Source organism: Sporolactobacillus putidus (assembly GCF_014647035.1).
Classification (GTDB): domain Bacteria; phylum Bacillota; class Bacilli; order Bacillales; family Sporolactobacillaceae; genus Sporolactobacillus; species Sporolactobacillus putidus.
Genome location: NZ_BMOK01000001.1, coordinates 294,665 through 316,149 on the forward strand (window position 1 = coordinate 294,665; position 21,485 = coordinate 316,149).

Sequence of the window (21,485 nt, forward strand, 5' to 3'; positions counted from 1 at the left end):
TTATGAATGTGTCGATCAGGGATGTACTAAAGCGTAAAAATCCTGTCCCACTTTTGTCGTCCGGTCGAGAGTCAGAATTCCCCGTTTCTGCGGTGCACCCTGCAGCCCAAGCTCGCGGGCCGAACAGATCATTCCATCCGAGGCAACGCCTCTGAGAACTGAAGGCCGGATAATCATACCGTCCGGCATCAGCGCGCCAATCTTCGCGACAACGACGTTCTGGCCCTCACCAATATTCGGAGCTCCGCAGACGATCTGCAGCAGGTCTGCTCCAACATCAACCTTGCAAACATGCATGTGATCGGAATCCGGATGCTCTTTCATCTTGACCACATACCCGGTTACAATGGACGGCTGAGTATCATTCACGATCCGGTCCGAAAATCCCAGAGACGAAAGTTTTTCGTTCAGACGGCCTATTAAATCTTCATTCGCTTTGATCAGCCCCCTGTTATTTTCCAATGGAAGAAACGCCGATGCATTGAAAAAGTTATAGCCAAGCACTTCTCCGGTTTCGGCATCGAAGATCCCCGATACATCACCTTTTCTCTCAAATCTTTGCGTACCGCCTTCTTTTAAATAGGTGATCAGAGTATCACCGATTCCTTCACGATTATAATAAAAAATCATTCACTGCTTCTCCTTTATTGTAAATATTAATGACCGGTTGTCCGACCATGTATATGGCGTTTACCGGCAAGAATAAAAATCGGTTCAAGTTCCCCATTGTCATAAATAAAGGGAAGAATTGTGATCGGCACACTTCCCGATGCGAAAAATTTCATCGTCATTTGCGCAAGGATATCATACCCTGCAGGATTGACAATATCTCCGAAAATAAGCACGTCCTGATGGGGCACGGCAACAGTCAGATCGCCTGCAGCCTTGTTCTTCATGCGCTCCAGAAGCCGACTGTTCAATATCCTGCTCGCATCATATCCATCATTGTAATTGATAAAATAAAAAGCGTTGTTTTGGACAACATCTTTTTTGGGCTTGGCCGGAAGCGACCTCAAATTAAAATCTGCCGTCTCAAACAGCCGCTCCTCATCCATTCCTTCCTGTCTGAGAAACTGACGGTCGAGCAGTCGGTATGAATTTTCCAGATCAACCGCGTAGAATATTCTCGTTTCCGCGGTATGCGCCCTGGAAACAAGCTCCCTTCCGTCGGATGTTGCTCTCGGAAACGAAGCTGAACGGATGACCGGAAAAATTTTGTTCTCTTTCCCTTTGAGGTTTGGGGAACGTTTCATATCACGAAGAGCGCAATCTGCATAGTACACCGTTTCCTCTAGAGCACGGAGACCCTCCTCAGAGCAGCGGTTCAGAATATCCGCCAGAGACAAGGTTACGCCCTTTCCGCTATCCTCATCAATGACCCTGAGTTTGGCTGATTTATGATCATAACGGATGCGGCGTCCTTCCGATGCCAGTCTTTCCGTGAGGATTTTTCTTAATTCCTGCTGATTCATTGGCGAACTGCCTTCCCTTCGCTCTGAATAACATCATTTTATCATAGACTGGCCCTCAAAGTGCAGATGGAATAAACCGATAAAGAAAACTTGGCGATTGGCAAGCCTTTAGGCGAAGCCAGAGACTTAGTTGCTCTTACACTATAATCCTTGAAATTTTTATACTTTCCTATAGTGTAAAGAAAACTTGACGATTGGCAAACCTTTAGGTGAAGCCAGAGACTTAGTTGCTCTTACACTATAATCCTTGAAATTTTTATACTTTCCTATAGTGTAAAGAAAACTTGGCGATTGGCAAGCCTTTAGGCGAAGCCAGAGGCTTAGTTGCGGGGGCCAGGACGGCCTAATGCCGAACATGCCGCAGCGCTTATGTTCGGCCGCTTACACTACACTACTTTTTTTATACTTCCTATAGTGTTAAAAAAAATGCCGTTCTGAAAACCGCCGGCGGGTCCGGTTTTCAGAACGGATCATTCACTGCCGTGTATTATCAGTTCGAGTCCGATCCGGAGATCAACAATCATCTTTTTCCTGATGTTCATGGAGACCTTCAATCAGCTTCAAAATATGAAAAAACATATCGCTTCTCGTGACCCTGTTTTCTGTCAGTATGCCGATTGTCCCTCCATGTTTTCTCACGTTTTCCTGATGGGCGTACTCATCGGCAATGTCCCCGAGTTCCCGTCCTTTACGAACGCCTTCAGCAAGGATCTCCGGAAGCTTGATCCGCGCGCCGCCCGCAGTGATGATCTTGCCCGAGCGATCGGCAGCAGCTCCCCAGTTGCAGAGGAACATTTCTCCGCCCAGCAGACTGACACCGCCCTCCAGTCCGATTCCAACAGAAACTCCGCTGTCTTTCTCGAGTACCGCCCTAGCACGATTCATTGCCCCCTGGCGCGTTTCGTGATCGGACATGGGCATTGCAGAAACTCCTGACGGTACGTCAAAGCTCCTGACCTCGGCGTTCAACCCGCAAAAAGCGATCATGCGGGCAACAGCTTCAATTTTTGCCGGGTTTTTTGTTCCTACACCGATAATTTTCATAGATAAGATACCCCTTTTGACAGGTTCATTATTTTTCGTGAATGGCGGAATTTTAAAGAAAACTTGGCTCAGCCAAGTCTTTGACGACGGCCTGAGCCTTAGTTTTTCTTATACTGGATACCTCTAATCTTTTATTTTTCATACTTTCTTATTTGTACAGGAAATTTATTTTCGTTAATATGTGCCTTAATAACGCTGTTAAATTTTTGAAGACCGGATTACGGTCGTGCAGTCACGGCTTCACTTGGTTTATCGGATGATTCCAATTATAATGGTAAATGATATCTCTTACTGAGAAAAAGATTCTTCGACCAAGAAATAGAAATCGGAGGGATTATCATGAAATCCGGTCTTTGTGCCGTCATAGTGACTGCGGGAATCGCAGGTTTCAGTGCGGGAATCGCCGCCGGAAAACTGAAGGGCGGCAGCCATCGCCTATTAAGCTCAGAAAAAGTGCTTCATCTCGTCAGAAAAGCTGCAAAGGAAAGCCTTCCGGTTGAGGGGGCATGGATCTATCTTTCCCCTCAGACAATGACAAGGGATTCGCTTACCTGTAAGGTTTACAGGGGCGGACTGACCGCGGCGGGGGGAAAAACTGTCCGCCACTATGATTTTATTGCCGACGCGCGCACGGGAACCCTGATCGAGTTGAAGGCGCAGCAATGACACGTCAGGCCCTGTGTTCACCGGACACAGGGCCTTTCAATAGCCGCACACGGCTTCGCACCGATAAATACGCTGACCCTTTGCAGAAAATTTCTCCTCATATTCAGTCATCACATTGTCGGGAAACTGTGATTGATGTAAATCCAGGCTTATATTCTGTAAAATAAAACCGTATCTTGAGAAACTTTCCAGCGAATATTCGAAAAGCCCCCGATTATCTGTTTTAAAGTAAACAATTCCTTGATTTTTCAGTACATATTCATATTGTGCCAGGAAAGTCTGATAAGTCAGCCGTCTTTTCTCGTGACGATTCTTTGGCCACGGATCGCAAAAATTCAAATAAATGGAATCTACCTCATCTTCCGCGAACAATTCCGTCAGTCCGCGCGCATCCGCATTAATCAATCGTACATTTTCCGCTTCTGCGTCCAGGCACTTCTGAAGAGCCGACACAAGGATACTCTCGTGTAGCTCGATGCCAATAAAGTTCTCATCCGGGTGCTTCTTGGCCATACCCACGATAAACTGGCCTTTCCCCGTGCCGATTTCGACATTAAGGGGCGCTTCACGGTGGAAGACATCATACCACTCACCACTGTAGTCTTTCGGCGAATGAATCACAATATCTGAATACCGGTTCAGTTTTCCCTTTGCCCATGGCTTATGACGTACCCTCATGTCAAGCTCTCCCCTATACTCAGCGAATTTGTTGTCAGATAACCCGGCGTCTTTGAAAAAACACGCCCGGCCTTCACGTGATCCTTAGAATAGAGACAGACCGAAAAAAACCTGCTAACAGGTTATTTTCGCCGCATATTCATTCAGCCACAGTAAGTCTTTCTCAAATAGAATAATTTTCTTCATCTCCGCGTGTTCCTGATGCCAGAACATAAAGCGAAGCGTTGCAGCAATCATATGCCACACAAGCCGCAAATGAAGAGAATCGTTAAGGCTCCAGCCGTAAAGATTCAGCCATTCTTCCCAATTGTCTTCGTCAACATACCAGTAAAGCAGCATCGCCAGATCCATGGCCGGATCCGCAATAACCGCCTGATCCCAGTCGACCAGATAAAGAGATTTCCCGTCTTTGTCCAGAAGCCAGTTGTTATGGTTGATATCGGAATGGCAGACCGCTTTCTTTTCATATTCCGCCTGTCCGGCCATTTTTTGTAAAAAAAGAATGGCCTCCCTCAGCGCTTTTGTTTGTTCGCGCCCCTTTGCCCGATCGACAAGCTGTTTCAGGATCTGATCTGTCGAAACCGGTTTTTTCCCCAGCCTTTTCAGCATAAACAAAAGCGGATCCGAAGTGTGTATTTTTTTCAAGAGTCCGGCCACCTGTTTTGATGGCATTTCTTTTGGCATCAGCACTCTGCCGTTCATCCACTGTTGGGCAGTCAGAACATCTCCGTTGCCCATCCGCCGGGTCCACAAAAGCTTCGGAACAATTCCCTCGGCAGACAGTACGGCAAGAAACGGCGACGAATTACGTTTGATAAACAGTTTGTTCTTTCCTGACTCGGCCATATAGGCCTCTCCCGTCATTCCACCTGCAGATGATATAACCCATTCCTCGCTGTCAAAAAATTTCATCAAAACAGGTCACCTTGCTTTCAAAATCCGTTCAATAAAGAAAACTTGCCGATTGGCAAGCCTTTAGGCGAAGCCAGAGGCTTAGTTGTGACGGCCAGGACAGCCTAATGCCGAACATGCCGCAGGACGCGGCGATCTGTTCGGTCACTTATACTATAATCCGCTGAATTTTAAACTTTCCTATAGTATAAAAAAGGACCACCGCATAAAAATATACCACTTTCTCTATGTTTGAACAATCTTCAGACGGCCTCTTTCTGAAAAAACACATTCCGTCAAGACTCTGCACTTATGTCTCGGCATCCTGAAACCGGGATCCCGCATCCGTTTCACTATGAGCAAGCAGCGCTTCTGCAGCCATGATCTGTTCCTTTTTCAGCATCAGGGAATGTTCCGAAAGATTCTCATACCATTCCCTTTCACGGCGAAGATCAACGTAACGAATACCCGGCGTCTCATGGACAAACTCGATATAACTGGCCGGAGCAAAAACGGCCCCTGCCGTGTTCATCTTAATCCCTAGATTTTTCATCATTGAGGCTATGATTTTTTCCGTTCTGCGCAGAGAGATGAGCGGATTGAGCCATTCACGTGTCGATCCCGTCATAATCTCCCGCCATTTGCGTGCGGACATCTCCTGGAAAACGCTGCCTTCTTCTCCGGCCAGCGGTTTGATACACCAGATCGTGTCGTTCGTGATTAAGATAGAATCCAGTTGGACAGCCGCCGACTTTGAAAGCAATACCGGACAATACAGCACAAAAGAAACATCATTGACCGCCCGCAGAATCTTCTTCAGCCAGTTCTGGCCGCGTATCTCATCCGGGCACAGAGAGCGTTCGCCTGCCGTTCTCGTCGCCCAGTCCAGCTGTTCTTCAAACAGCCACTCATAAAACTGTTTTTCCGTGTCTGCATGAAACTCAGTATCTTTTGCACCCGGAAATCTCCATCCCGATCCCCCGAGGCCCCGTTTTTCCTTCCATTCGGCAAGTCTCCTGTTTTTAAGCCAGACAAAACGGCCGGCATAACCGGACAGATCGATTTGATAGCGCGAAACGCACTGCCTGATTTTTATCAGCTGAGCCATTCTCTCATCCACCTTTGCTTCCCCTACTATTGTAGTACAAAACGGGTGAAGGATGTCCCCCGTCATCTTCCAATAAAAAGAAAATGTTTCGCTGGAAGATAGCGGGGAAGTTGGTCCGGCCGAACGGCATACAAGACCATGCAGTCTGCGATCCAGGACAAGCCGCTCCGCGCCGGATCTCCGTCTGTTGCGCCGGCGAACGTTCCGGACTGCCATTTTTTCGCCAGTGTAATATGAGGCTTAAATGGCCGGCGGTCCAAAGAAAAATCCTGGCTGGACAGTATGCCGGCCGCGCGCGCTCTGAGCTGGAAGAGCTCTGTGGACGGTTCAAGGCCGGCATAAATCACGCGCGGGTGCAATTTTTCCCCGAATCCGGCCATTTCAGAAACCGTGATAGCGAACGGTGCCGTTTCCCGCGCAAGCAGCTCCATAGAATGACTGATTCGCTCAACCTTCCCCGGTGCAAGCGCGCCGAAGAAAAACAAGGTGATGTGGCAATCACGGAAATCCGTCCAGTAGCGATACACGCATTCCCGGCGAAGCCGATCCGTATTCGACACAAGCAGCCGGCCGGCCTTATTGGGAACAGGTATAGCGAGAAAATAGTGATCAGACATTATCAAACATCCCTTTCATATTGATCATATCGCCTGACGGCGCTCCTCTGCAACTTTTGACAGTCATCAAACTTTTTTCCATGTAAATAAATTAAATCATTTTACTCGGAAATATAAAGAAACAGGTCGACCTTCGTTCACTGCTTCCTGTATAATGGGAAGGAAAACAAGATGAATACTGTGTATATGCCGCTGTCCAAACGGCAACAGTGTTATAGTGCTTTAAAGAAGGAATTGCGAAAGAGAGATGCATACTTATGGTGAAAATTGCGGATTCGGTAGGCGATCTCGTCGGAAATACGCCAATGGTCCGGCTGAACAGGCTGCCTGACCCGAATGGCGCCTCCATCTACGCAAAACTGGAATACTTCAATCCGACAAAAAGCGTCAAAGACAGAGCCGCCCTGAATATGATTCTGGCCGCCGAACAGGAAGGGAAACTAAAAAAAGGATCCACTATTATCGAGCCGACGTCGGGCAATATGGGAATCGGACTGGCGATGAATGCGATTGCCCGGGGCTACAAGGCCGTCATTGTCATGCCGGATACCATGACGCCGGAGCGGATCAACCTCCTGAAAGCCTTTGGCGCCCGGGTCGTCCTCACTCCCGGCAAGGACAAAATGCCCGGCGCCATCAAAAAAGCTAAGGAACTCTCACAAACTGTGCCGAACAGTTTTATGCCCATGCAGTTTGACAACCCGGCAAATCCGGACGCCCACAGTCAATCAACAGCCCCCGAAATCATCCGCGACGTTGAGAAGCTTGGAATGCCGCTGAAAGCGTTCGTAGGGACAGCGGGAACCGGCGGAACAATTACCGGTACAGGAAGAGCACTTAAAGAAGCATTCCCGGAATTGACCGTCCATATTTGCGAACCGGCCGGATCACCCGTTTTTTCCGGAGGCAAACCCGGACGTCATAAAATCGTCGGTACCAGCCCTGGTTTCATTCCCAAGACACTTGATCTCTCCCTGATTGATGAGATTATCCAGGTAACCGATGAGGATGCCTATGAAATCACCCGCAGACTGGCAAGAGAGGAAGGCATTCTCTGCGGGCCGTCGTCCGGGGCATCCGTCTATGTCGCTCTCCAGGTCGCCAAACGTTTCAAACCGGATGACCTCATTGTCTGTATGATCAACGATACCGGGGAGCGCTACCTTTCAGGCGATATTTTCTCCCGCTGAACCTGAACCAATCCTAAAGCAGTTCTTGATGCGTGTCATCAGGAGCTGCTGTTTTTTTCTGAAAAAGCAAGCCTGGCAAATTAAATTTTAAAAAAGGATTTGGTTAAATTCACAAAAAAATCTAATAAAATATTTGACATTTACTAAATAAGAGGTATAGTAAAAATGTCAATGGGAACCTCTATGGGTGTTTCCTTTTACTCAGGGCTGTTTTGTACCTATCCGGAAAAACTCTCCTGCATTTTCTTCACAAGGTTGAGTATTCCTGTCAGTAAGAGACATATCTTTTTATTGATAAAAAATAGGGAGTGGTTTCTTGAGTCCTTCAACTGATCGTATGCTAAATCGCGTAAGGTCTGTTTATTTGTTTATTCGCAAGCAGGGAACCGTCACGACGAAAGAGCTGGTTGAAGAATTTGACATGACACAGAGAACAATGCAGAGAGACTTGAATATTTTAACTTATAATAATTTAGTCAGGAGTCCAAGAAGAGGTCATTGGACGGTGACAGACAAAAAAGTGAGAGTTTCCTGAGCTGTTGTTGACAGCTCTTTTTTTGTACAAATTAGAATGTATAAAATATAAAAGAAAAGCAGTATAAGAAAAACTGATGCTCAGCCAGCCGGCATCTAAGGCCTGACTTCACCAGTTTTTTCTTATGCGTACTGATGATATCGCAGCTTCGACGGGGTGTACATGGCATCTCCTGAAAGACGGGCAGCGCTAATTCATGTATAATTATTCCGAAAACATTTTGCGACGCGCTGCAAGGGGAGAGTAAAACGGATGAAAGAAAAGATTGGTCTTTTGGCAACAGCAAGAAAGAAATCACACGGTCCCGCTCCGGTCACCGATTTCTATAAAAGTTCACTGTTCATTAAGTCGCTTCATTATGCCCGGCAGGCTTATGATCGTTTTTACTTTTACAATGCTAGGGACGGCCTGCTGTTCCCCGATAAGATCATGGAACCTTACGATGTCTCGATCCGGACCTTCCCGCAACCAGAGAAGGTTGAGTGGGGAAAACGGGTGATTCACATGCTGAACGATTATGAAGATCTGGACTCGGTTTCTCTTTTCCTGCATGGGGGCAGGATCTACCGAAATTACCTTGAACCCGAACTTAACCGCCTTGGCATTGCTTTTACCGTTCCTCTTGAAGGGATGAGCATCGGAAAGCAGCTTCAATGGTATGATGAACATACGCTTCTTTCAGAACGGTAAGAAGAATAAGCCGATTTATTTTTCTCGGCAGGCCCCGTTCATAGTCAAAAGCCTTCCTGCATCATAAACTATTGAATCAGGCAAGAAACCAATGATCAGGGAGGCTCTCACTTATGGCTTACAGCGATGACAACAGGCCCCTGTCCGCAGCCAATCCTTTTTTCCACGATCCTGCTTCGTTTGGAGGCGGCACGCAGCAGCGGAACAATTTTTATTTTCCGCCCCGCCCTTTGGCCGCGGGATCGCAGGCAGGCGGTCCTTCAGAAACCCCCTTTCCCTACCCCTACACAAATGAAACGGCTGCCCCATTTATGGAAAACAGCTTCGAATGGTACGATCCGGTGAAAAGCGGAGGAGGCAGGATGCCCGGCCGGCCTCCCGAAACGGGCGGAGCCGGCAGGCTGGAACACAGGCTGATCATGGCCGAGAAAAGGCTAGAGCGATTCGAACGTGACCTTGAGCGCATAGACAGACGACTGCGTGTGGTGGAAAGAAGGCTCGGGTTTCCGATCCCGCCGGGCGGGATCCCCGGAATGCCCAGATAAAATATGTCCGGTTCCTGCAAAGAAAAGATGAATAACTATGCTTTTTACCGAGTAAAGAGGACCCGCAAACAAAATCGTTTACCGGGTCCTCTTATTTGAGTTTTTAGCGCATTCTGAGCGGACGGGATCTTCCCATGATTTTTCGAAGAAGTCCTGTCCATTTTGCGAGCACAAGATAGACAAGACAGCCGACACCAATGCTTAGAAACAAAACGATTGCCGCAGAACCTCTGCTTGTGGGAAACGTTCCTCCGAAAAGCTTGAAAATCAGTGAAATACTCAGCAGCATAATTATTGTATAGGCAATGATATGTGAAAGTTGACGGGCAATCATGGAGAAACGGTACCCGGTCGTTCTTCTGATCGTAGCGACATTGATGATGATCGACACAGTATAGCCAATATCGGTAGCGATAATCGGGCCGATCATGCCGAACAGCAGCATGCAGACCGGATTAAGAAGAAGCTTTAAGATAACGCCGGAGGCGAGGCTAATCAGTGTCGTTCGCTGATGATTGATCCCCTGAAGGATGGAGGCCGTGACTTCAAAAAGAGAAAAGAACAGGGCGCTTGGCGCATACCAGCGCAGAATGCGGCCGCCGATCTCAAGACCCGGGGAACTGATATCGATCAGCAGTCCGTGGACGGTGTAACCGAGAATCGAAAGCCCGGCCACAGCGGGGATCGTCAGAAACAAAACGAGTTGCAGCGCTTGTGTGATTTTCTGATTTACATCCTCCAGATCGCGCTTGGCATAGGAAACAATCATTGCCGGGACGACACTTGCGGCCAGCGAAGTCGCCAGCGTGTCCGGAATCATGACAAACTTCTGATCATTCATTGTCAAATCGGGGATGATGATTTTCAACATATTGTCTCCATAGTGAAGATAATGAAAGACCATGGCCTGATCAATGGCCTGATAAAGCTGCAGGGCGATGCCTACCGCAACGAAAGGGACGGCGTAGGCGGTCAGTTCCCTGTACATCGATAGGAGAGAAATTCTGGCCCTTCTCGCTCTGGTCTGAACATTTTTCCGTGCATCAGGCCGCCTGACGACCCAATAGCGCATCACGACATAAAGTCCGGCAACGGCGCCGACGAAGGCGGCAAAAGTGGCCAGGGCGGCGGCTGTTACCGCGGAGCCGTGTAAAATAACCATCACTATGAAAGCGCTGATCAGTATAAAAGCCACCCGGACGATTTGTTCGGCAACCTGTGAGGCCGCTGTCGGCCCCATTGACTCAAAGCCCTGAAAATAGCCGCGCAGCAGGCTCATCACCGGAACGATGATAATGGCGATACTGACGACACGCATAACGAGTACGACATTGCCGACGTCCGTTTTCCCGACACCATACAGGTTGGCAATCCATGGAGAACCGAGAAAGAGGCAAAGAAATCCCAGAACACCTGTTGCCGACATCAATAAAAGGCCCGACCTGAGCAGACGTCTTCCCGTCTCATAATCGCCGAGCGCGTTGTATTTCGACACGAATTTGGCTACAGCAAGCGGCAGCCCCATGGTCGAGATGCTCAGTATAATCGCATAAGGCGTATAAGCAAACTGATAGAGAAAAGTGCCCTCATAGCCGGTCATTGCCTGATAGGGAATAAAGAAAAGAATACCTAAAAATTTAGAAATGAAGGCGGCGACAGCAAGAATCATCGTCCCCCTGATTATTTTTGAAGTGGCCATTATGTTCGCTCCCGAAGCCGTATACTCGGGCTGTTCGCCCGCGACCCTTTGTATTTTACCACATTAATTTTCATTTCGATAAAAAAGATAAGTCATTTTTTGAACGATTTTGTCGACATGCAGCTTTTTGCCGAAAGGTTAGGGCATTCAAAGAAAGACGGCGGTCCTGTTTTGTCGGAGGAGGCAAACGATGAATTTTTTCTGCCCTCATGCCGGGCGCACAAAAAATCCGCTGCGTATTCTGATCCCGCAGCGGACAAGATAGATGTCACTCGTTTAATTTTGGCGTGTTTTCGGATCTGTTCCGTCCACAGTCAGCCGAATGTGATTATCGAACAACAATATTGACGAGTTTGTCGGGGACGGCAACAACTTTTTTTACCGTTTTTCCTGCCAGACGTTGGGCAATAGCCGCCTCCAGCATCGCTCTTTTTTCAAGAGCTTCTTTTGAAGTGCCCTTATCAACGGTCAGTCTGGCGCGGATTTTCCCGTTAACCTGAACAATGACCTCAATTTGTTTTTCAGCGAGTTTATGCACATCATAGCTCGGCCATGCCGATTTCTCAACGGATTGATCATGGCCAAGCAGCGACCAGATTTCCTCGCCAATGTGCGGGGCAACCGGAGAAAGCATCTGGATAAAGCCCTCTGCCATCGTTTTGGGAATCTGCTCCTGTTTATAGGCTTCATTTATAAAAGTCATGAGCTGAGCGATAGCGGTATTAAAGTGCATGGCTTCGTAATCTTCGGTAACCTTCTTTACCGTCTGATGGTATACCTTCTCAAATTCGGTGTCAGGCACCGCCGTTTCAGAAATCGCTTCTGAAAGCTTGCCGTTTACATCGACATAAAGCCGCCAGATCCGGTCAAGAAATCTGCGTGATCCGTCGATACCCTTTTCCGACCAAGCAACCGCCGCGTCGATCGGGCCCATAAACATTTCATAGAGACGAAGAGTATCCGCGCCGTGGGAAGTAACGATGTCATCCGGATTGACGACATTGCCCTTGGATTTACTCATCTTTTCATGATTGCTTCCAAGAATCATGCCTTGATTCACCAGCTTATGAAACGGTTCTTTTGTCGGTACGACACCAAGATCATACAGCGCTTTGTGCCAGAACCGGGCATACAGAAGGTGGAGCACCGCGTGCTCCGCGCCGCCAACATAAAGATCGACCGACAGCCATCTTTTCAGTTTCTCCGGATCGGCTAGCTGCTTTTTATTATGCGGATCCACGTAACGAAGAAAATACCAGCTGCTTCCGGCCCACTGAGGCATCGTATTGGTCTCCCGACGGCCTTTCATGCCGGTTTCCGGATCAACGACATGGATCCAGTCCGTATCGTTTGCGAGCGGGGATTCGCCCGTTCCCGAAGGCCTGATATTTTCCGTTTTCGGCAGCCGGAGCGGCAGTTCTTCTTCTGGCACCGGCTTCATCGATCCGTCCTCCATATGGATGACCGGAATCGGTTCGCCCCAATAGCGCTGGCGGCTGAACAGCCAGTCGCGCAGCCGGTAAGTCACTTTACGTTTTCCGACCTGGCGTTCCTCTAGCCAGGCGATCATTTTCATGATCGCTTCTTTCTTGCCCAGACCATTCAGAAATTCCGAGTTCACATGCTTGCCGTCACCGATAAACGCTTCTTTCGACAGATCTCCCCCGGCGACCACTTCGATGATCGGAAGACCGAATTTCTGCGCGAATTCATAGTCACGGCTATCATGCCCGGGAACAGCCATGATTGCGCCGGATCCATAAGTAATCAGCACATAGTCGGCGATCCATATAGGGATTTTCCGGCCATTAACCGGGTTGAGGGCATAGGCACCGGTAAAAGCGCCGGTTTTCGTCTTATTCAGGTCCGTCCGTTCAAGGTCGCTTTTTGCGGCCACCTCTTGACGATATGCATCGACATCGTTCCGCTGTTCCGCAGTTACAATTTTATCAACCAGTTTATGTTCCGGAGCCAGCACCATGTATGTTGCGCCGAACAGGGTGTCCGGCCGTGTCGTGAAGACCGTCACGGATTTTCCGGGATGCCCGTCAACCTGAAAGACTACTTCTGCACCCTCGGAACGCCCGATCCAGTTCCGCTGCATTTCCTTGATGCTCTCCGGCCAGTCCAGTTCATCGAGGTCGCTTAGCAGCCTGTCGGCATATGCCGTGATTTTCAGCATCCACTGTTTCATCGGTTTCCGGATGACCGGAAAACCGCCGCGCTCACTCTTGCCGTCGATGACTTCTTCATTTGCTAATACGGTGCCGAGCGCCGGGCACCAGTTGACCGGAACCTCCGCCATATAGGCAAGACCCTTCTTATAAAGCTGGAGGAAAATCCACTGCGTCCACTTGTAATAGTCCGGATCGGTTGTATTGATTTCACGGTCCCAGTCGTATGAAAAACCGAGCGACTTGATCTGACGCTTGAAGGTCTGTATATTCTGTTCAGTAAATTGTGCCGGATCATGCCCGGTGTCAAGCGCATACTGTTCGGCGGGAAGTCCGAACGCATCCCATCCTATAGGATGAAGGACTTCAAACCCTTGCATCCGCTTCATCCGGGCGAGAATATCCGTCGCCGTATAGCCCTCAGGATGGCCGACGTGAAGGCCCTTTCCCGAAGGATACGGGAACATGTCCAGAACGTAATATTTCGGTTTATCCGAGTCATCATTTGTCTTAAAAGTATGATGATCATCCCAGTATTTTTGCCATTTCGCTTCAATTTTCCGATGGTCGAAAGCAAGTGCCATGGCGAATTCCTCCCTTTTGAACACTCTTCTTTGTTGAAAAATATAAAACCCCCCGTCCTTAACTTCATGTCAGGGACGAGAGGTTGATCACAATAGCTATTCCCGCGGTACCACCCAAATTGGTGCCCGCTCTGCCCCGGCAGAACGGCACCCGCTTGATCCCTTAACGCGGGGTATTCGGTCATGTCATCCAGTCAAGGATGCCGACACGGCTCCCAGGCGAGTTCACTTACTCATCGGACCGGCTTGCACCAGACGCCGGTTCTCTGGTACCGGATCATAAGCTACTGTTCCTTTTCATTGTCGTTTAAATTATCATGCTGTACCTTTCATTGTATGTAATCTGACAAAACATGTCAATACAGATCGGACCCGCGTTTCAAAATTTTTCATTTTTCCTAAAACTGGACAATCACTTGAAGCTTTATGTTTTTGCCGAACTCTGCTAAAATTTGCGATAGATTGCCGAAAGGGGCCCATGATGCATGCCCGAAAGAAACCGGCCGGATTTTTTCGGCCCTGACAAACGTTACTATTCCTGGAATACTTATCTCAGGAGCAAGTTCGGAAAAAAAGTTTTTAAAGTTCCGCTGGACGGCGGATTCGACTGCCCGAATCGTGACGGCAAAGCGGCCTACGGCGGCTGCACGTTCTGCAGCCAGAAAGGTTCCGGAGACTTTGCCGGCGACCGCCGTGACGATCTGATCACACAATTCAATACGGTGAAAGCGAGAATGCTGCAGAAATGGCCTCATGCAAGCAGTTATATTGGGTTTTTCCAGGCTTTCACCAATACGTACGCACCGGTTAAAGTGCTTCGGGAGCGTTTTGAAGTCATTCTCGAACAGGAGGGCTGTGTCGGATTGTCTGTTGCAACACGTCCGGATTGTCTTCCGGATGATGTTGTTGATTATTTGGCGGAATTAAGCAGCCGCACCTTTCTGTGGGTCGAACTCGGCCTGCAGACTGTGCATGATCGGACCGGACTCCTGATCAATCGTGCACACGATTATCAATGTTTTGTTGAAGGTGTCGAAAAACTGCGCAGAAAGAATATTCCGGTCTGCGTCCACATTATCGACGGACTGCCCGGCGAAACACCGGAAATGATGATGGAAACTGCCCGGGCGGTCGCGGGACTTGATGTACAGGGCATCAAAATCCACCTTCTCCATTTACTAAAAAAAACGGCGATGGTCAAGCAGTATGAAAAAGGTTTGCTGAAGTTTCTGGATTTCAATACCTATGTGAATCTCGTCTGCGACCAACTGGAAATTCTGCCGCCGCACATGGTCATTCACAGACTCACCGGAGACGGGCCCGCCGATCTGATGATCGGTCCGATGTGGAGCCTGAACAAATGGGAAGTACTTGACGCCATCGACGACGAACTGGCGAGACGCGATAGCTGGCAGGGAAAATATAATCAGTATCCGGATACCCGATCAGCCGAAAACTGATTGCAGCAGGTGAAGACGGAGAAGGCAGGCGCTCGAACGGGCGCCTGCCTTTTTCATACATATGTCTTTCTTTACTTATGCATCCGCTTAGCTGCTCTGGCGCAGCCTCCGGTACAGCCAGCCGTTGACGAAGAAAAACAAACCGCAGCCTCCGGAACCCCGGATTAATTTTCTGGCGAGAACCCGCACGTTGCGCTGCCTGGCCACCTTCCGGTCAGCCAGATAGATGCCAAGAAGCCCGCGGTTAATCATTTTGTGAAAATTTCTGTCCGGCATGCCGTCGATCGCCGCGTCCGCTTCTTCAATAAAATGGTTAAAACGGTCCATCATTTCTTCTTCGCTGTTGTAATAGAAGCAGAAGTTGAGATCTCCCTCCTGTTTATCCTCCTCCTGATCAACGAAATAATCCATTAAAATGTGCAGACCCTGCACCCATGGAAAATAGCTGTTTTTAATCGTCTGAACGAGCTGTTCCATCTCATGCCCCCGCGCAGCAGCATAGGAAACAATACAAAAAATGCCAAGAGTAGAACCTGAACAGGCAGCAAATTCATACCAGCTCATTTCAGGAAGCCTGTCCCTGTACTTCTGAAACCAGGCCACCAAACGCGGGACACGCTGATCCTTTTCAACATGCTTGTGTACCTGAAGATCACAGTAAAATCCGGCCAGTTCATGCAGAGATGGCTGAATGTCGCCGAGCGTGTTCAATCGGGACAGAACGCCCTGACAGGTCGATACAAGATCCTGAAGATAGCCGCCGTCGGACGAGACGTCCCGATATTGATAATAGTCGGCCGGGTCCGCACCCGGGGTCAGAGCATGCATCATTGCCCCGTGAAGGCTGCGGAAGTCTTCGGGATCAAGCGATACACTTCTGTCGCACAGATTGTCCAGATAATCGCTGATTGTCTGATAGGCGACGATAAAAGAAATGGCGTCGGTCATTTTTTCTCCGGCGAGTAAGCTGTAAATCGCGCCGCCTTCACAGTGAAAGGCTTTTGATTGAAGGCTTGCAAGCGCCTGTCTGCGCAGCTCCGGGTCCGGAATCAAGAGTGCCTTCCCTTTCCAGTTTTCAAGTTCGCTGTGCACTTGCGGAAGCACTTTCCGATAAATCTGCGCCATCAATCTCAACGGTCCGGATGGTACGGCCATGAAGGATGCCTCCTTTACCCGTTTCAGTTCGTCTTTCTTAAAACCGCTTACGCTATGAAATAGTTTTCGTCTTCCCACTGCCCGATCCGTCTGAAAAAAACATTTTATCGGATACGGCATTCGTTGTGCCCCATTTAATCCTTTTTTATTATACGCTTTTTCCGAAACATAATTTCCGCTCTTTGTATCTCTCTTGATTTCCCGGACAACCCAAAAAGCCGTTTCTCATCGCTTAAGTGCAACGAAAAACGGCTTTAAACATCGTTTTATTTTTCGGATGCCGAAGAGCCTGCCAGCACCTGCTGTCTCAGCACTTCCGCTTTATCCGTTCTTTCCCAGGGAAGATCGATGTCGGTCCGTCCAAAATGTCCGTACGCCGCTGTCCGGAGGTAAATCGGCCTGCGCAGATCAAGCATTTTGATAATGCCTGCCGGGCGCAGATCAAAATTGTCATGAATCAATTCCACAAGCCGCTCTTCCGTCGCTTTCCCTGTTCCAAATGTGTCGACGGAAATCGAAACGGGCTGAGCAACACCGATCGCATAGGCCAGCTGAACCTCGCATTTTTCCGCAAGACCAGCTGCGACGATGTTCTTCGCCGCATAACGTGCGGCGTAGGACGCCGAACGGTCGACTTTCGTCGCATCTTTGCCTGAAAACGCACCGCCGCCGTGGCGGGCGTATCCTCCATAAGTATCGACGATGATTTTGCGTCCCGTCAGACCTGCGTCGCCCTGCGGCCCCCCGATGACAAAACGCCCCGTCGGATTAATGAAGAATTTGGTTCTGTCGTCGATCAGGCCCTTCGGCAATATCGGCGAGATCACATATTCGTGCAGATCCTTTTTGATTCTAGCTTCGGTAATGTCCGGATCATGCTGTGCAGAAACGACGACCGTGTCAATACGGGCCGGATGGCCTTCCTCGTCGTATTCCACCGTTACCTGCGTTTTACCGTCCGGCCTCAGGTAAGTCAGTTCGCGGTTTTTTCTGACGTCGGCCAGGCGTTTGGCCAGTTTATGTGCGAGGGATATCGGCATCGGCATCAGTTCAGGCGTTTCGTTAACCGCAAAGCCGAACATAAGTCCCTGATCACCGGCACCGATCGCCTCAATCTGATCATTTGTCATTCTCCCTTCACGCGCTTCAAGCGCCTGATTCACACCCTGTGCAATATCTGCCGACTGTTCCTCAATGGACGTCAGAATCGCGCAGTTTGAAGCATCAAATCCGTATTTGGCGTCATCATAGCCGATTTCTCTGATCGTCTGGCGAACCACCTTCGGTATATCAACATAAGTCGAAGTCGATATTTCTCCGGTGACAAGGACCAAGCCGGTGTTTACGGCCGTTTCGCAGGCAACGCGCGCATTGGGATCCCCCTTCAGGATTTCATCAAGAATCGCGTCCGATATCTGGTCGCAGATTTTATCCGGGTGACCTTCAGTTACAGATTCTGATGTGAACAGCCTTCTTGAATATTTTTTCGTCATTTTCCTTCCCTGCCTTTCAAACATTATATACAAAATAGTTGTAACGGTACCCGTTCCGTAGCTTTTGTTTTTAAAAGGCATGAAAAAAGCCCGGTCCCTGTTAAGGATTAGGCCGATTCTTATCACGCGCCTCTTATCAATCAGAAGAGCAGTTTCTCCTGCAGGTTAGCACCGTGCCTTGTTCGGCCGGTTGCCGGGCTTCATCGGGCCTGTCCCTCCGCCTACTCGGAATAAGAGCAGCCGTATTATAATTCCCATAATAACGCAGGGATTTATCACTGTCAACGAAATTTGTTTGGTACTTCGGCGCTATCCAGAAGACCATTTTCAGCAAAATTAATTTCGGAAGCGTCAACAATATGTCTTTGCAATTTTTCAAAAATAATTATTGATCACTTTTTAAGTGTGCTATACTTTAGTTGTCGGTAGCATGATGCCATATACAAGGAAGGGATGTTATTATGAATGCGACGGTTTCTAATACGCTCATCTCTGGACTATTCAAAACGAGGAACACGTTCGTGAATCTGTCTTCTGCAGAGCTCGTGGAGAAAGCGCTTGCTAAAAATGAAGGCGCTTTAACGGACAAGGGTGCCTTGGTTGTGACCACCGGAAAATATACAGGACGGTCTCCCGAGGACAAATTCTTCGTAAAAGATGAAACAACACAGAGCAAAATTGACTGGAGCCGGAACCAGGCGATCAGCGAATCTGTTTTTACCAGGCTTTATCAAAAAGTGGTTCGCTACTTGAATAGCCGGGAGGATCGTTTTGTTTTTCAGGGTTTTGCCGGGGCGGATCCGAAACATCGTCTTTCTATTCAGGTTGTCAACGAATACGCCTGGCAGAACCTGTTCTGCCGTCAGCTGTTCATTTGCGCCACTCCGGATGAACTGAAGAGCCACAACGCCGATTTCACCGTTCTTGCCGCTCCGGGATTCAAAGCGGATCCGGCAGTTGACGGTACCCGTTCCGAAGCATTTATCATTATTTCCTTCACCCATCGCATGGTTCTGATCGGCGGCACCGAATACGGGGGCGAAATTAAGAAATCGATCTTTACTGTGATGAACTATCTGCTTCCCCAGGAACATGTCATGTCGATGCACTGCTCGGCGAACCAGGGAAAGGATGGAAAAGTCGCCTTATTTTTCGGTCTTTCCGGAACAGGAAAAACGACTTTATCCAACGTGCCCGACCGCGACTTAATCGGCGATGATGAACACGGCTGGTCGGATCAAGGTGTGTTCAACATTGAAGGTGGCTGCTACGCAAAAACGATCCGCCTTTCAAAAGATAAAGAGCCTCAGATTTACAACAGCATCCAATTTGCCTCTGTTCTTGAAAACGTTATCATACATCACGATGACCGCACACCTGACTATGACAACGGCTCTCTGACAGAGAACACCCGGGCCGCCTATTCGCTTGAAAATGTCCCGAATGCGCTGATTCCGAGCGTCGGTGGGCACCCAAATGCCATTATTTTTTTGACGGCAGATGCATTCGGAGTGCTGCCGCCAATCAGCCTGCTTACGGTCGAACAGGCCATGTACCAGTTTCTTTCAGGATACACAAGCAAGCTTGCCGGTACTGAGAGAGGCGTCACGGATCCTGAGGCTACTTTTTCAACCTGCTTCGGAGCACCGTTTATGCCGCTTCCGGCATCGACATACGCCGAATTGCTGGGCGCAAGAATAAAAAAACATTTTGCGAGCGCTTATTTGGTCAATACAGGCTGGACAGGCGGACCTTACGGTGTAGGAAACAGAATGAAGCTGGCCTATACAAGAATGATGATTCAGGCCGCGCTGGAAGGAAAATTATCCAATGCGGAGACGGTCACCGATCCGATCTTCGGCCTGCACATTCCGAAAAAATGCCCGGGCGTTCCCGACCGAGTCCTGATGCCGTGGGAGACATGGCCCGACCGAGATGCTTACGACAAAAGCGCCCGGCAGCTTGCGAAGAAGTTTAAAAACAACTTCAGCCATTTTCCCGAGGCATCCGAAGTCATCCGGTCTGCAGGGCCTCTGGCTGAATGATTAATTTCCAATCGTCAAAAGACATCGCACCTTGTAATGGGGTGCGATGTCTTTTCTAACACTATAGGAAAGAATAAAAACTTTAAGGATTATCATGTAAGCGACCGAACAGATCGCCGCGTCCTGTGGCATGTTCGGCATTAGGCCGTCCTGGCCCCCGCAACTAAGGCTCAGCCTGCGTCAAAGGCCCCGCTTCGCCAAGTTTTCTAATAATTAAATATGTCCTGGTGAATATCCCATGCGGGGTGCCTGCTGAACTGCTCGGAACTGATCACCTTCATTGACTCGGAAAGCACGCGGTCTTTCATCAAAAAACTGTACCTTCTGTCTGTTGCAATCGAATCGGGCAGCCTGCTGATAAAACGCGGACCTCTTGTTTCCAGATAACTGTTTTTCAGCTCAATCCGGTCGATCTCGGCGTAATAAATATTCTTGATAATGGATTCGTTTCTTCCGTCAACACGATATTGTCCGATCGGAAACAGGCGGCCGATGTGTGCACCTGTCTCTTCTTCGACTTCCCGGCGTGCGGCATCATCCGCATGCTCACTCTTTTCCACCTTGCCCCCCGGAAATTCGAGACCTCGTCTGGAGTGGAGCGTGAGCAGCCATTGCTCATGAAAACGGCATATGACCCACACATGCTTCGGATGCTCAGAAAAAGGATAGCCAGCGACAGCAAGGCTGACTCTGTTTCCGTAAAAATCATGGAATGTTTTGATTTCACCCAAAAAAAAAGCCTCCCCAGTTCGTTCACCATCACCGAAAAGTCGGCAGCCGCCTGCCGGCTTTTTTTTCCAGCGATTTTACTGACCATTCTCTGCCCGCGGATAAGGGGATGAATGATCCGTCTGTCTTATTGTACCACGTTTTTCCCCGAGCTTTTCCCGGTTCCGCCTGTTTTCATATAGGCCATGTAACGCGCAACTTATCCGATATCTTTGCTCCGCCATTTTTGATAGCGTTTCCATTCATTTTCAAGTTCAGACAGCGTCCATCTGTTCAAACTGCCTGGATCGCTGGTAACCTTGTGGGTCTTGAGCATTTCAATCAGATATTTTTTTCGATTTTCAACTGCGGTTCTTAATAAATTAATATTGTTCATGCTCTATCGGGCAGCCGGATAAGTAAACGTTTTCAAAAAATCCGGCCCAAACCCTTCGCTCCTTTCCCGTCACGGATTGTTCTGTTCCTATTCCGGATCTGCTTTCCTTTTTTTGCGCTTTAAAAAAGCAGGCGGATTGCGGTAACATCGCTTTCAAGGGACTCAACTGCTTTATGACATGCAAAAAAACATGATTTTTTTAAGTGGCGCCGTAAGGATTCGGATAACTTTTATACTTATTTTAGAATGCACTTATTTTCACAAATTTAATCATCGATATTTATACTATACATCAAGAATGCAGAAAAGTGTGCAATTCTGCCAAAAAAGTGAC

The 21,485-nt window shown here is 48.7% G+C and carries 19 protein-coding genes, 1 riboswitch and 1 other annotated feature; of the genes, 7 read left to right on the forward strand and 12 right to left on the reverse strand.

Going from position 1 to position 21,485, the window contains the following annotated elements; translation table 11 throughout:
* Positions 1-15: 15 nt before the first annotated feature.
* The 3 genes from ytpR to IEX81_RS01505 form a co-directional block, all read right to left on the reverse strand.
* Positions 16-630: a YtpR family tRNA-binding protein gene (gene ytpR / locus IEX81_RS01495; RefSeq protein ID WP_188801143.1), complete on the reverse strand. Its 615-nt coding sequence runs from the start codon at positions 628-630 to the stop codon at positions 16-18.
* Between the two features lie 26 nt (positions 631-656).
* Positions 657-1,472 carry a DUF1444 family protein gene (locus IEX81_RS01500; protein WP_188801145.1) on the reverse strand — a complete coding sequence of 272 codons (816 nt, stop codon included), beginning with the start codon at positions 1,470-1,472 and terminating at the stop codon, positions 657-659.
* A gap of 513 nt (positions 1,473-1,985) precedes the next feature.
* The gene (locus IEX81_RS01505; protein ID WP_188801148.1) at positions 1,986-2,516 is read right to left on the reverse strand and encodes a DUF84 family protein; all 531 of its coding nucleotides are present in this window, start codon (positions 2,514-2,516) and stop codon (positions 1,986-1,988) included.
* Between the two features lie 339 nt (positions 2,517-2,855).
* On the opposite strand from IEX81_RS01505, the gene IEX81_RS01510 reads away from it, so the two are divergent.
* Positions 2,856-3,182: a hypothetical protein gene (locus IEX81_RS01510; protein WP_188801150.1), complete on the forward strand. Its 327-nt coding sequence runs from the start codon at positions 2,856-2,858 to the stop codon at positions 3,180-3,182.
* A gap of 36 nt (positions 3,183-3,218) precedes the next feature.
* Here the strand turns inward: IEX81_RS01510 and trmB are convergent, their stop codons facing one another.
* From trmB to thpR, 4 genes are all read right to left on the reverse strand, one after another.
* Positions 3,219-3,860, reverse strand: coding sequence for a tRNA (guanosine(46)-N7)-methyltransferase TrmB (gene trmB / locus IEX81_RS01515; RefSeq protein WP_188801152.1), 642 nt, complete (start codon positions 3,858-3,860; stop codon positions 3,219-3,221).
* A 114-nt stretch (positions 3,861-3,974) separates the two neighbouring features.
* Positions 3,975-4,772 (reverse strand): phosphotransferase family protein, encoded by a 798-nt coding sequence (locus IEX81_RS01520; RefSeq protein ID WP_188801154.1) that lies wholly within the window; start codon positions 4,770-4,772, stop codon positions 3,975-3,977.
* A gap of 289 nt (positions 4,773-5,061) precedes the next feature.
* Entirely contained in the window at positions 5,062-5,859 is a 798-nt protein-coding gene (locus IEX81_RS01525) for a hypothetical protein (RefSeq protein WP_188801156.1), read from the reverse strand.
* 62 nt (positions 5,860-5,921) lie between these two features.
* The gene (gene thpR, locus IEX81_RS01530) at positions 5,922-6,476 is read right to left on the reverse strand and encodes an RNA 2',3'-cyclic phosphodiesterase (RefSeq protein ID WP_188801158.1); all 555 of its coding nucleotides are present in this window, start codon (positions 6,474-6,476) and stop codon (positions 5,922-5,924) included.
* A 257-nt stretch (positions 6,477-6,733) separates the two neighbouring features.
* Here thpR and cysK point away from each other — a divergent pair, with 257 nt between their 5' ends.
* From cysK to IEX81_RS01550, 4 genes are all read left to right on the forward strand, one after another.
* The gene (gene cysK / locus IEX81_RS01535) at positions 6,734-7,666 is read left to right on the forward strand and encodes a cysteine synthase A (RefSeq protein WP_229727421.1); all 933 of its coding nucleotides are present in this window, start codon (positions 6,734-6,736) and stop codon (positions 7,664-7,666) included.
* A 316-nt stretch (positions 7,667-7,982) separates the two neighbouring features.
* Entirely contained in the window at positions 7,983-8,201 is a 219-nt protein-coding gene (locus IEX81_RS01540) for a DeoR family transcriptional regulator (RefSeq protein ID WP_188801160.1), read from the forward strand.
* A gap of 252 nt (positions 8,202-8,453) precedes the next feature.
* Positions 8,454-8,891, forward strand: coding sequence for a DUF6884 domain-containing protein (locus IEX81_RS01545; protein ID WP_188801162.1), 438 nt, complete (start codon positions 8,454-8,456; stop codon positions 8,889-8,891).
* A gap of 113 nt (positions 8,892-9,004) precedes the next feature.
* Positions 9,005-9,436, forward strand: coding sequence for a hypothetical protein (locus IEX81_RS01550; RefSeq protein ID WP_188801164.1), 432 nt, complete (start codon positions 9,005-9,007; stop codon positions 9,434-9,436).
* A 103-nt stretch (positions 9,437-9,539) separates the two neighbouring features.
* On the opposite strand, the gene IEX81_RS01555 is transcribed toward IEX81_RS01550, so the two are convergent.
* Positions 9,540-11,135, reverse strand: coding sequence for a putative polysaccharide biosynthesis protein (locus IEX81_RS01555; protein ID WP_188801166.1), 1,596 nt, complete (start codon positions 11,133-11,135; stop codon positions 9,540-9,542).
* A 328-nt stretch (positions 11,136-11,463) separates the two neighbouring features.
* On the reverse strand, positions 11,464-13,893 hold the full coding sequence (leuS, locus tag IEX81_RS01560; RefSeq protein ID WP_188801174.1) for a leucine--tRNA ligase: 2,430 nt from the start codon (positions 13,891-13,893) through the stop codon (positions 11,464-11,466).
* Positions 13,894-13,961: 68 nt separating this feature from the next.
* Positions 13,962-14,203 (reverse strand) — a binding site (T-box leader).
* A gap of 175 nt (positions 14,204-14,378) precedes the next feature.
* Between leuS and mnmL the strand changes: the two genes are divergently transcribed.
* Entirely contained in the window at positions 14,379-15,353 is a 975-nt protein-coding gene (mnmL, locus tag IEX81_RS01565) for a tRNA modification radical SAM protein MnmL/YtqA (protein ID WP_188801176.1), read from the forward strand.
* An 87-nt stretch (positions 15,354-15,440) separates the two neighbouring features.
* Here the strand turns inward: mnmL and tbcS are convergent, their stop codons facing one another.
* Together tbcS and metK are read right to left on the reverse strand one after the other, a co-directional pair.
* Complete coding sequence (gene tbcS / locus IEX81_RS01570) at positions 15,441-16,508, reverse strand: tetraprenyl-beta-curcumene synthase (RefSeq protein ID WP_188801178.1); 1,068 nt, start codon at positions 16,506-16,508, stop codon at positions 15,441-15,443.
* Between the two features lie 266 nt (positions 16,509-16,774).
* Positions 16,775-18,001, reverse strand: a complete 1,227-nt coding sequence (metK, locus tag IEX81_RS01575; protein WP_188801180.1) for a methionine adenosyltransferase — start codon at positions 17,999-18,001, stop codon at positions 16,775-16,777.
* Between the two features lie 130 nt (positions 18,002-18,131).
* Positions 18,132-18,238, reverse strand: a riboswitch (SAM riboswitch).
* Between the two features lie 224 nt (positions 18,239-18,462).
* Between metK and pckA the strand changes: the two genes are divergently transcribed.
* A complete protein-coding gene (gene pckA / locus IEX81_RS01580; protein ID WP_188801182.1) occupies positions 18,463-20,046 on the forward strand; it encodes a phosphoenolpyruvate carboxykinase (ATP) in 1,584 nt (527 codons plus the stop codon).
* A gap of 206 nt (positions 20,047-20,252) precedes the next feature.
* On the opposite strand, the gene ytkD is transcribed toward pckA, so the two are convergent.
* Positions 20,253-20,777, reverse strand: coding sequence for an RNA deprotection pyrophosphohydrolase (gene ytkD, locus IEX81_RS01585; RefSeq protein ID WP_308424055.1), 525 nt, complete (start codon positions 20,775-20,777; stop codon positions 20,253-20,255).
* Between the last annotated feature and the right edge of the window lie 708 nt (positions 20,778-21,485).

Bases quoted from the DNA above. Each gene is read 5' to 3' on its own strand.
- ytpR (WP_188801143.1), bottom strand. From the start codon at position 630: ATGATTTTTTATTATAATCGTGAAGGAATCGGTGATACTCTGATCACC.
- IEX81_RS01500 (WP_188801145.1), bottom strand. From the start codon at position 1,472: ATGAATCAGCAGGAATTAAGAAAAATCCTCACGGAAAGACTGGCATCG.
- IEX81_RS01505 (WP_188801148.1), bottom strand. From the start codon at position 2,516: ATGAAAATTATCGGTGTAGGAACAAAAAACCCGGCAAAAATTGAAGCT.
- IEX81_RS01510 (WP_188801150.1), top strand. From the start codon at position 2,856: ATGAAATCCGGTCTTTGTGCCGTCATAGTGACTGCGGGAATCGCAGGT.
- trmB (WP_188801152.1), bottom strand. From the start codon at position 3,860: ATGAGGGTACGTCATAAGCCATGGGCAAAGGGAAAACTGAACCGGTAT.
- IEX81_RS01520 (WP_188801154.1), bottom strand. From the start codon at position 4,772: ATGAAATTTTTTGACAGCGAGGAATGGGTTATATCATCTGCAGGTGGA.
- IEX81_RS01525 (WP_188801156.1), bottom strand. From the start codon at position 5,859: ATGGCTCAGCTGATAAAAATCAGGCAGTGCGTTTCGCGCTATCAAATC.
- thpR (WP_188801158.1), bottom strand. From the start codon at position 6,476: ATGTCTGATCACTATTTTCTCGCTATACCTGTTCCCAATAAGGCCGGC.
- cysK (WP_229727421.1), top strand. From the start codon at position 6,734: ATGGTGAAAATTGCGGATTCGGTAGGCGATCTCGTCGGAAATACGCCA.
- IEX81_RS01545 (WP_188801162.1), top strand. From the start codon at position 8,454: ATGAAAGAAAAGATTGGTCTTTTGGCAACAGCAAGAAAGAAATCACAC.
- IEX81_RS01550 (WP_188801164.1), top strand. From the start codon at position 9,005: ATGGCTTACAGCGATGACAACAGGCCCCTGTCCGCAGCCAATCCTTTT.
- IEX81_RS01555 (WP_188801166.1), bottom strand. From the start codon at position 11,135: ATGGCCACTTCAAAAATAATCAGGGGGACGATGATTCTTGCTGTCGCC.
- leuS (WP_188801174.1), bottom strand. From the start codon at position 13,893: ATGGCACTTGCTTTCGACCATCGGAAAATTGAAGCGAAATGGCAAAAA.
- mnmL (WP_188801176.1), top strand. From the start codon at position 14,379: ATGCCCGAAAGAAACCGGCCGGATTTTTTCGGCCCTGACAAACGTTAC.
- tbcS (WP_188801178.1), bottom strand. From the start codon at position 16,508: ATGGCCGTACCATCCGGACCGTTGAGATTGATGGCGCAGATTTATCGG.
- metK (WP_188801180.1), bottom strand. From the start codon at position 18,001: ATGACGAAAAAATATTCAAGAAGGCTGTTCACATCAGAATCTGTAACT.
- pckA (WP_188801182.1), top strand. From the start codon at position 18,463: ATGAATGCGACGGTTTCTAATACGCTCATCTCTGGACTATTCAAAACG.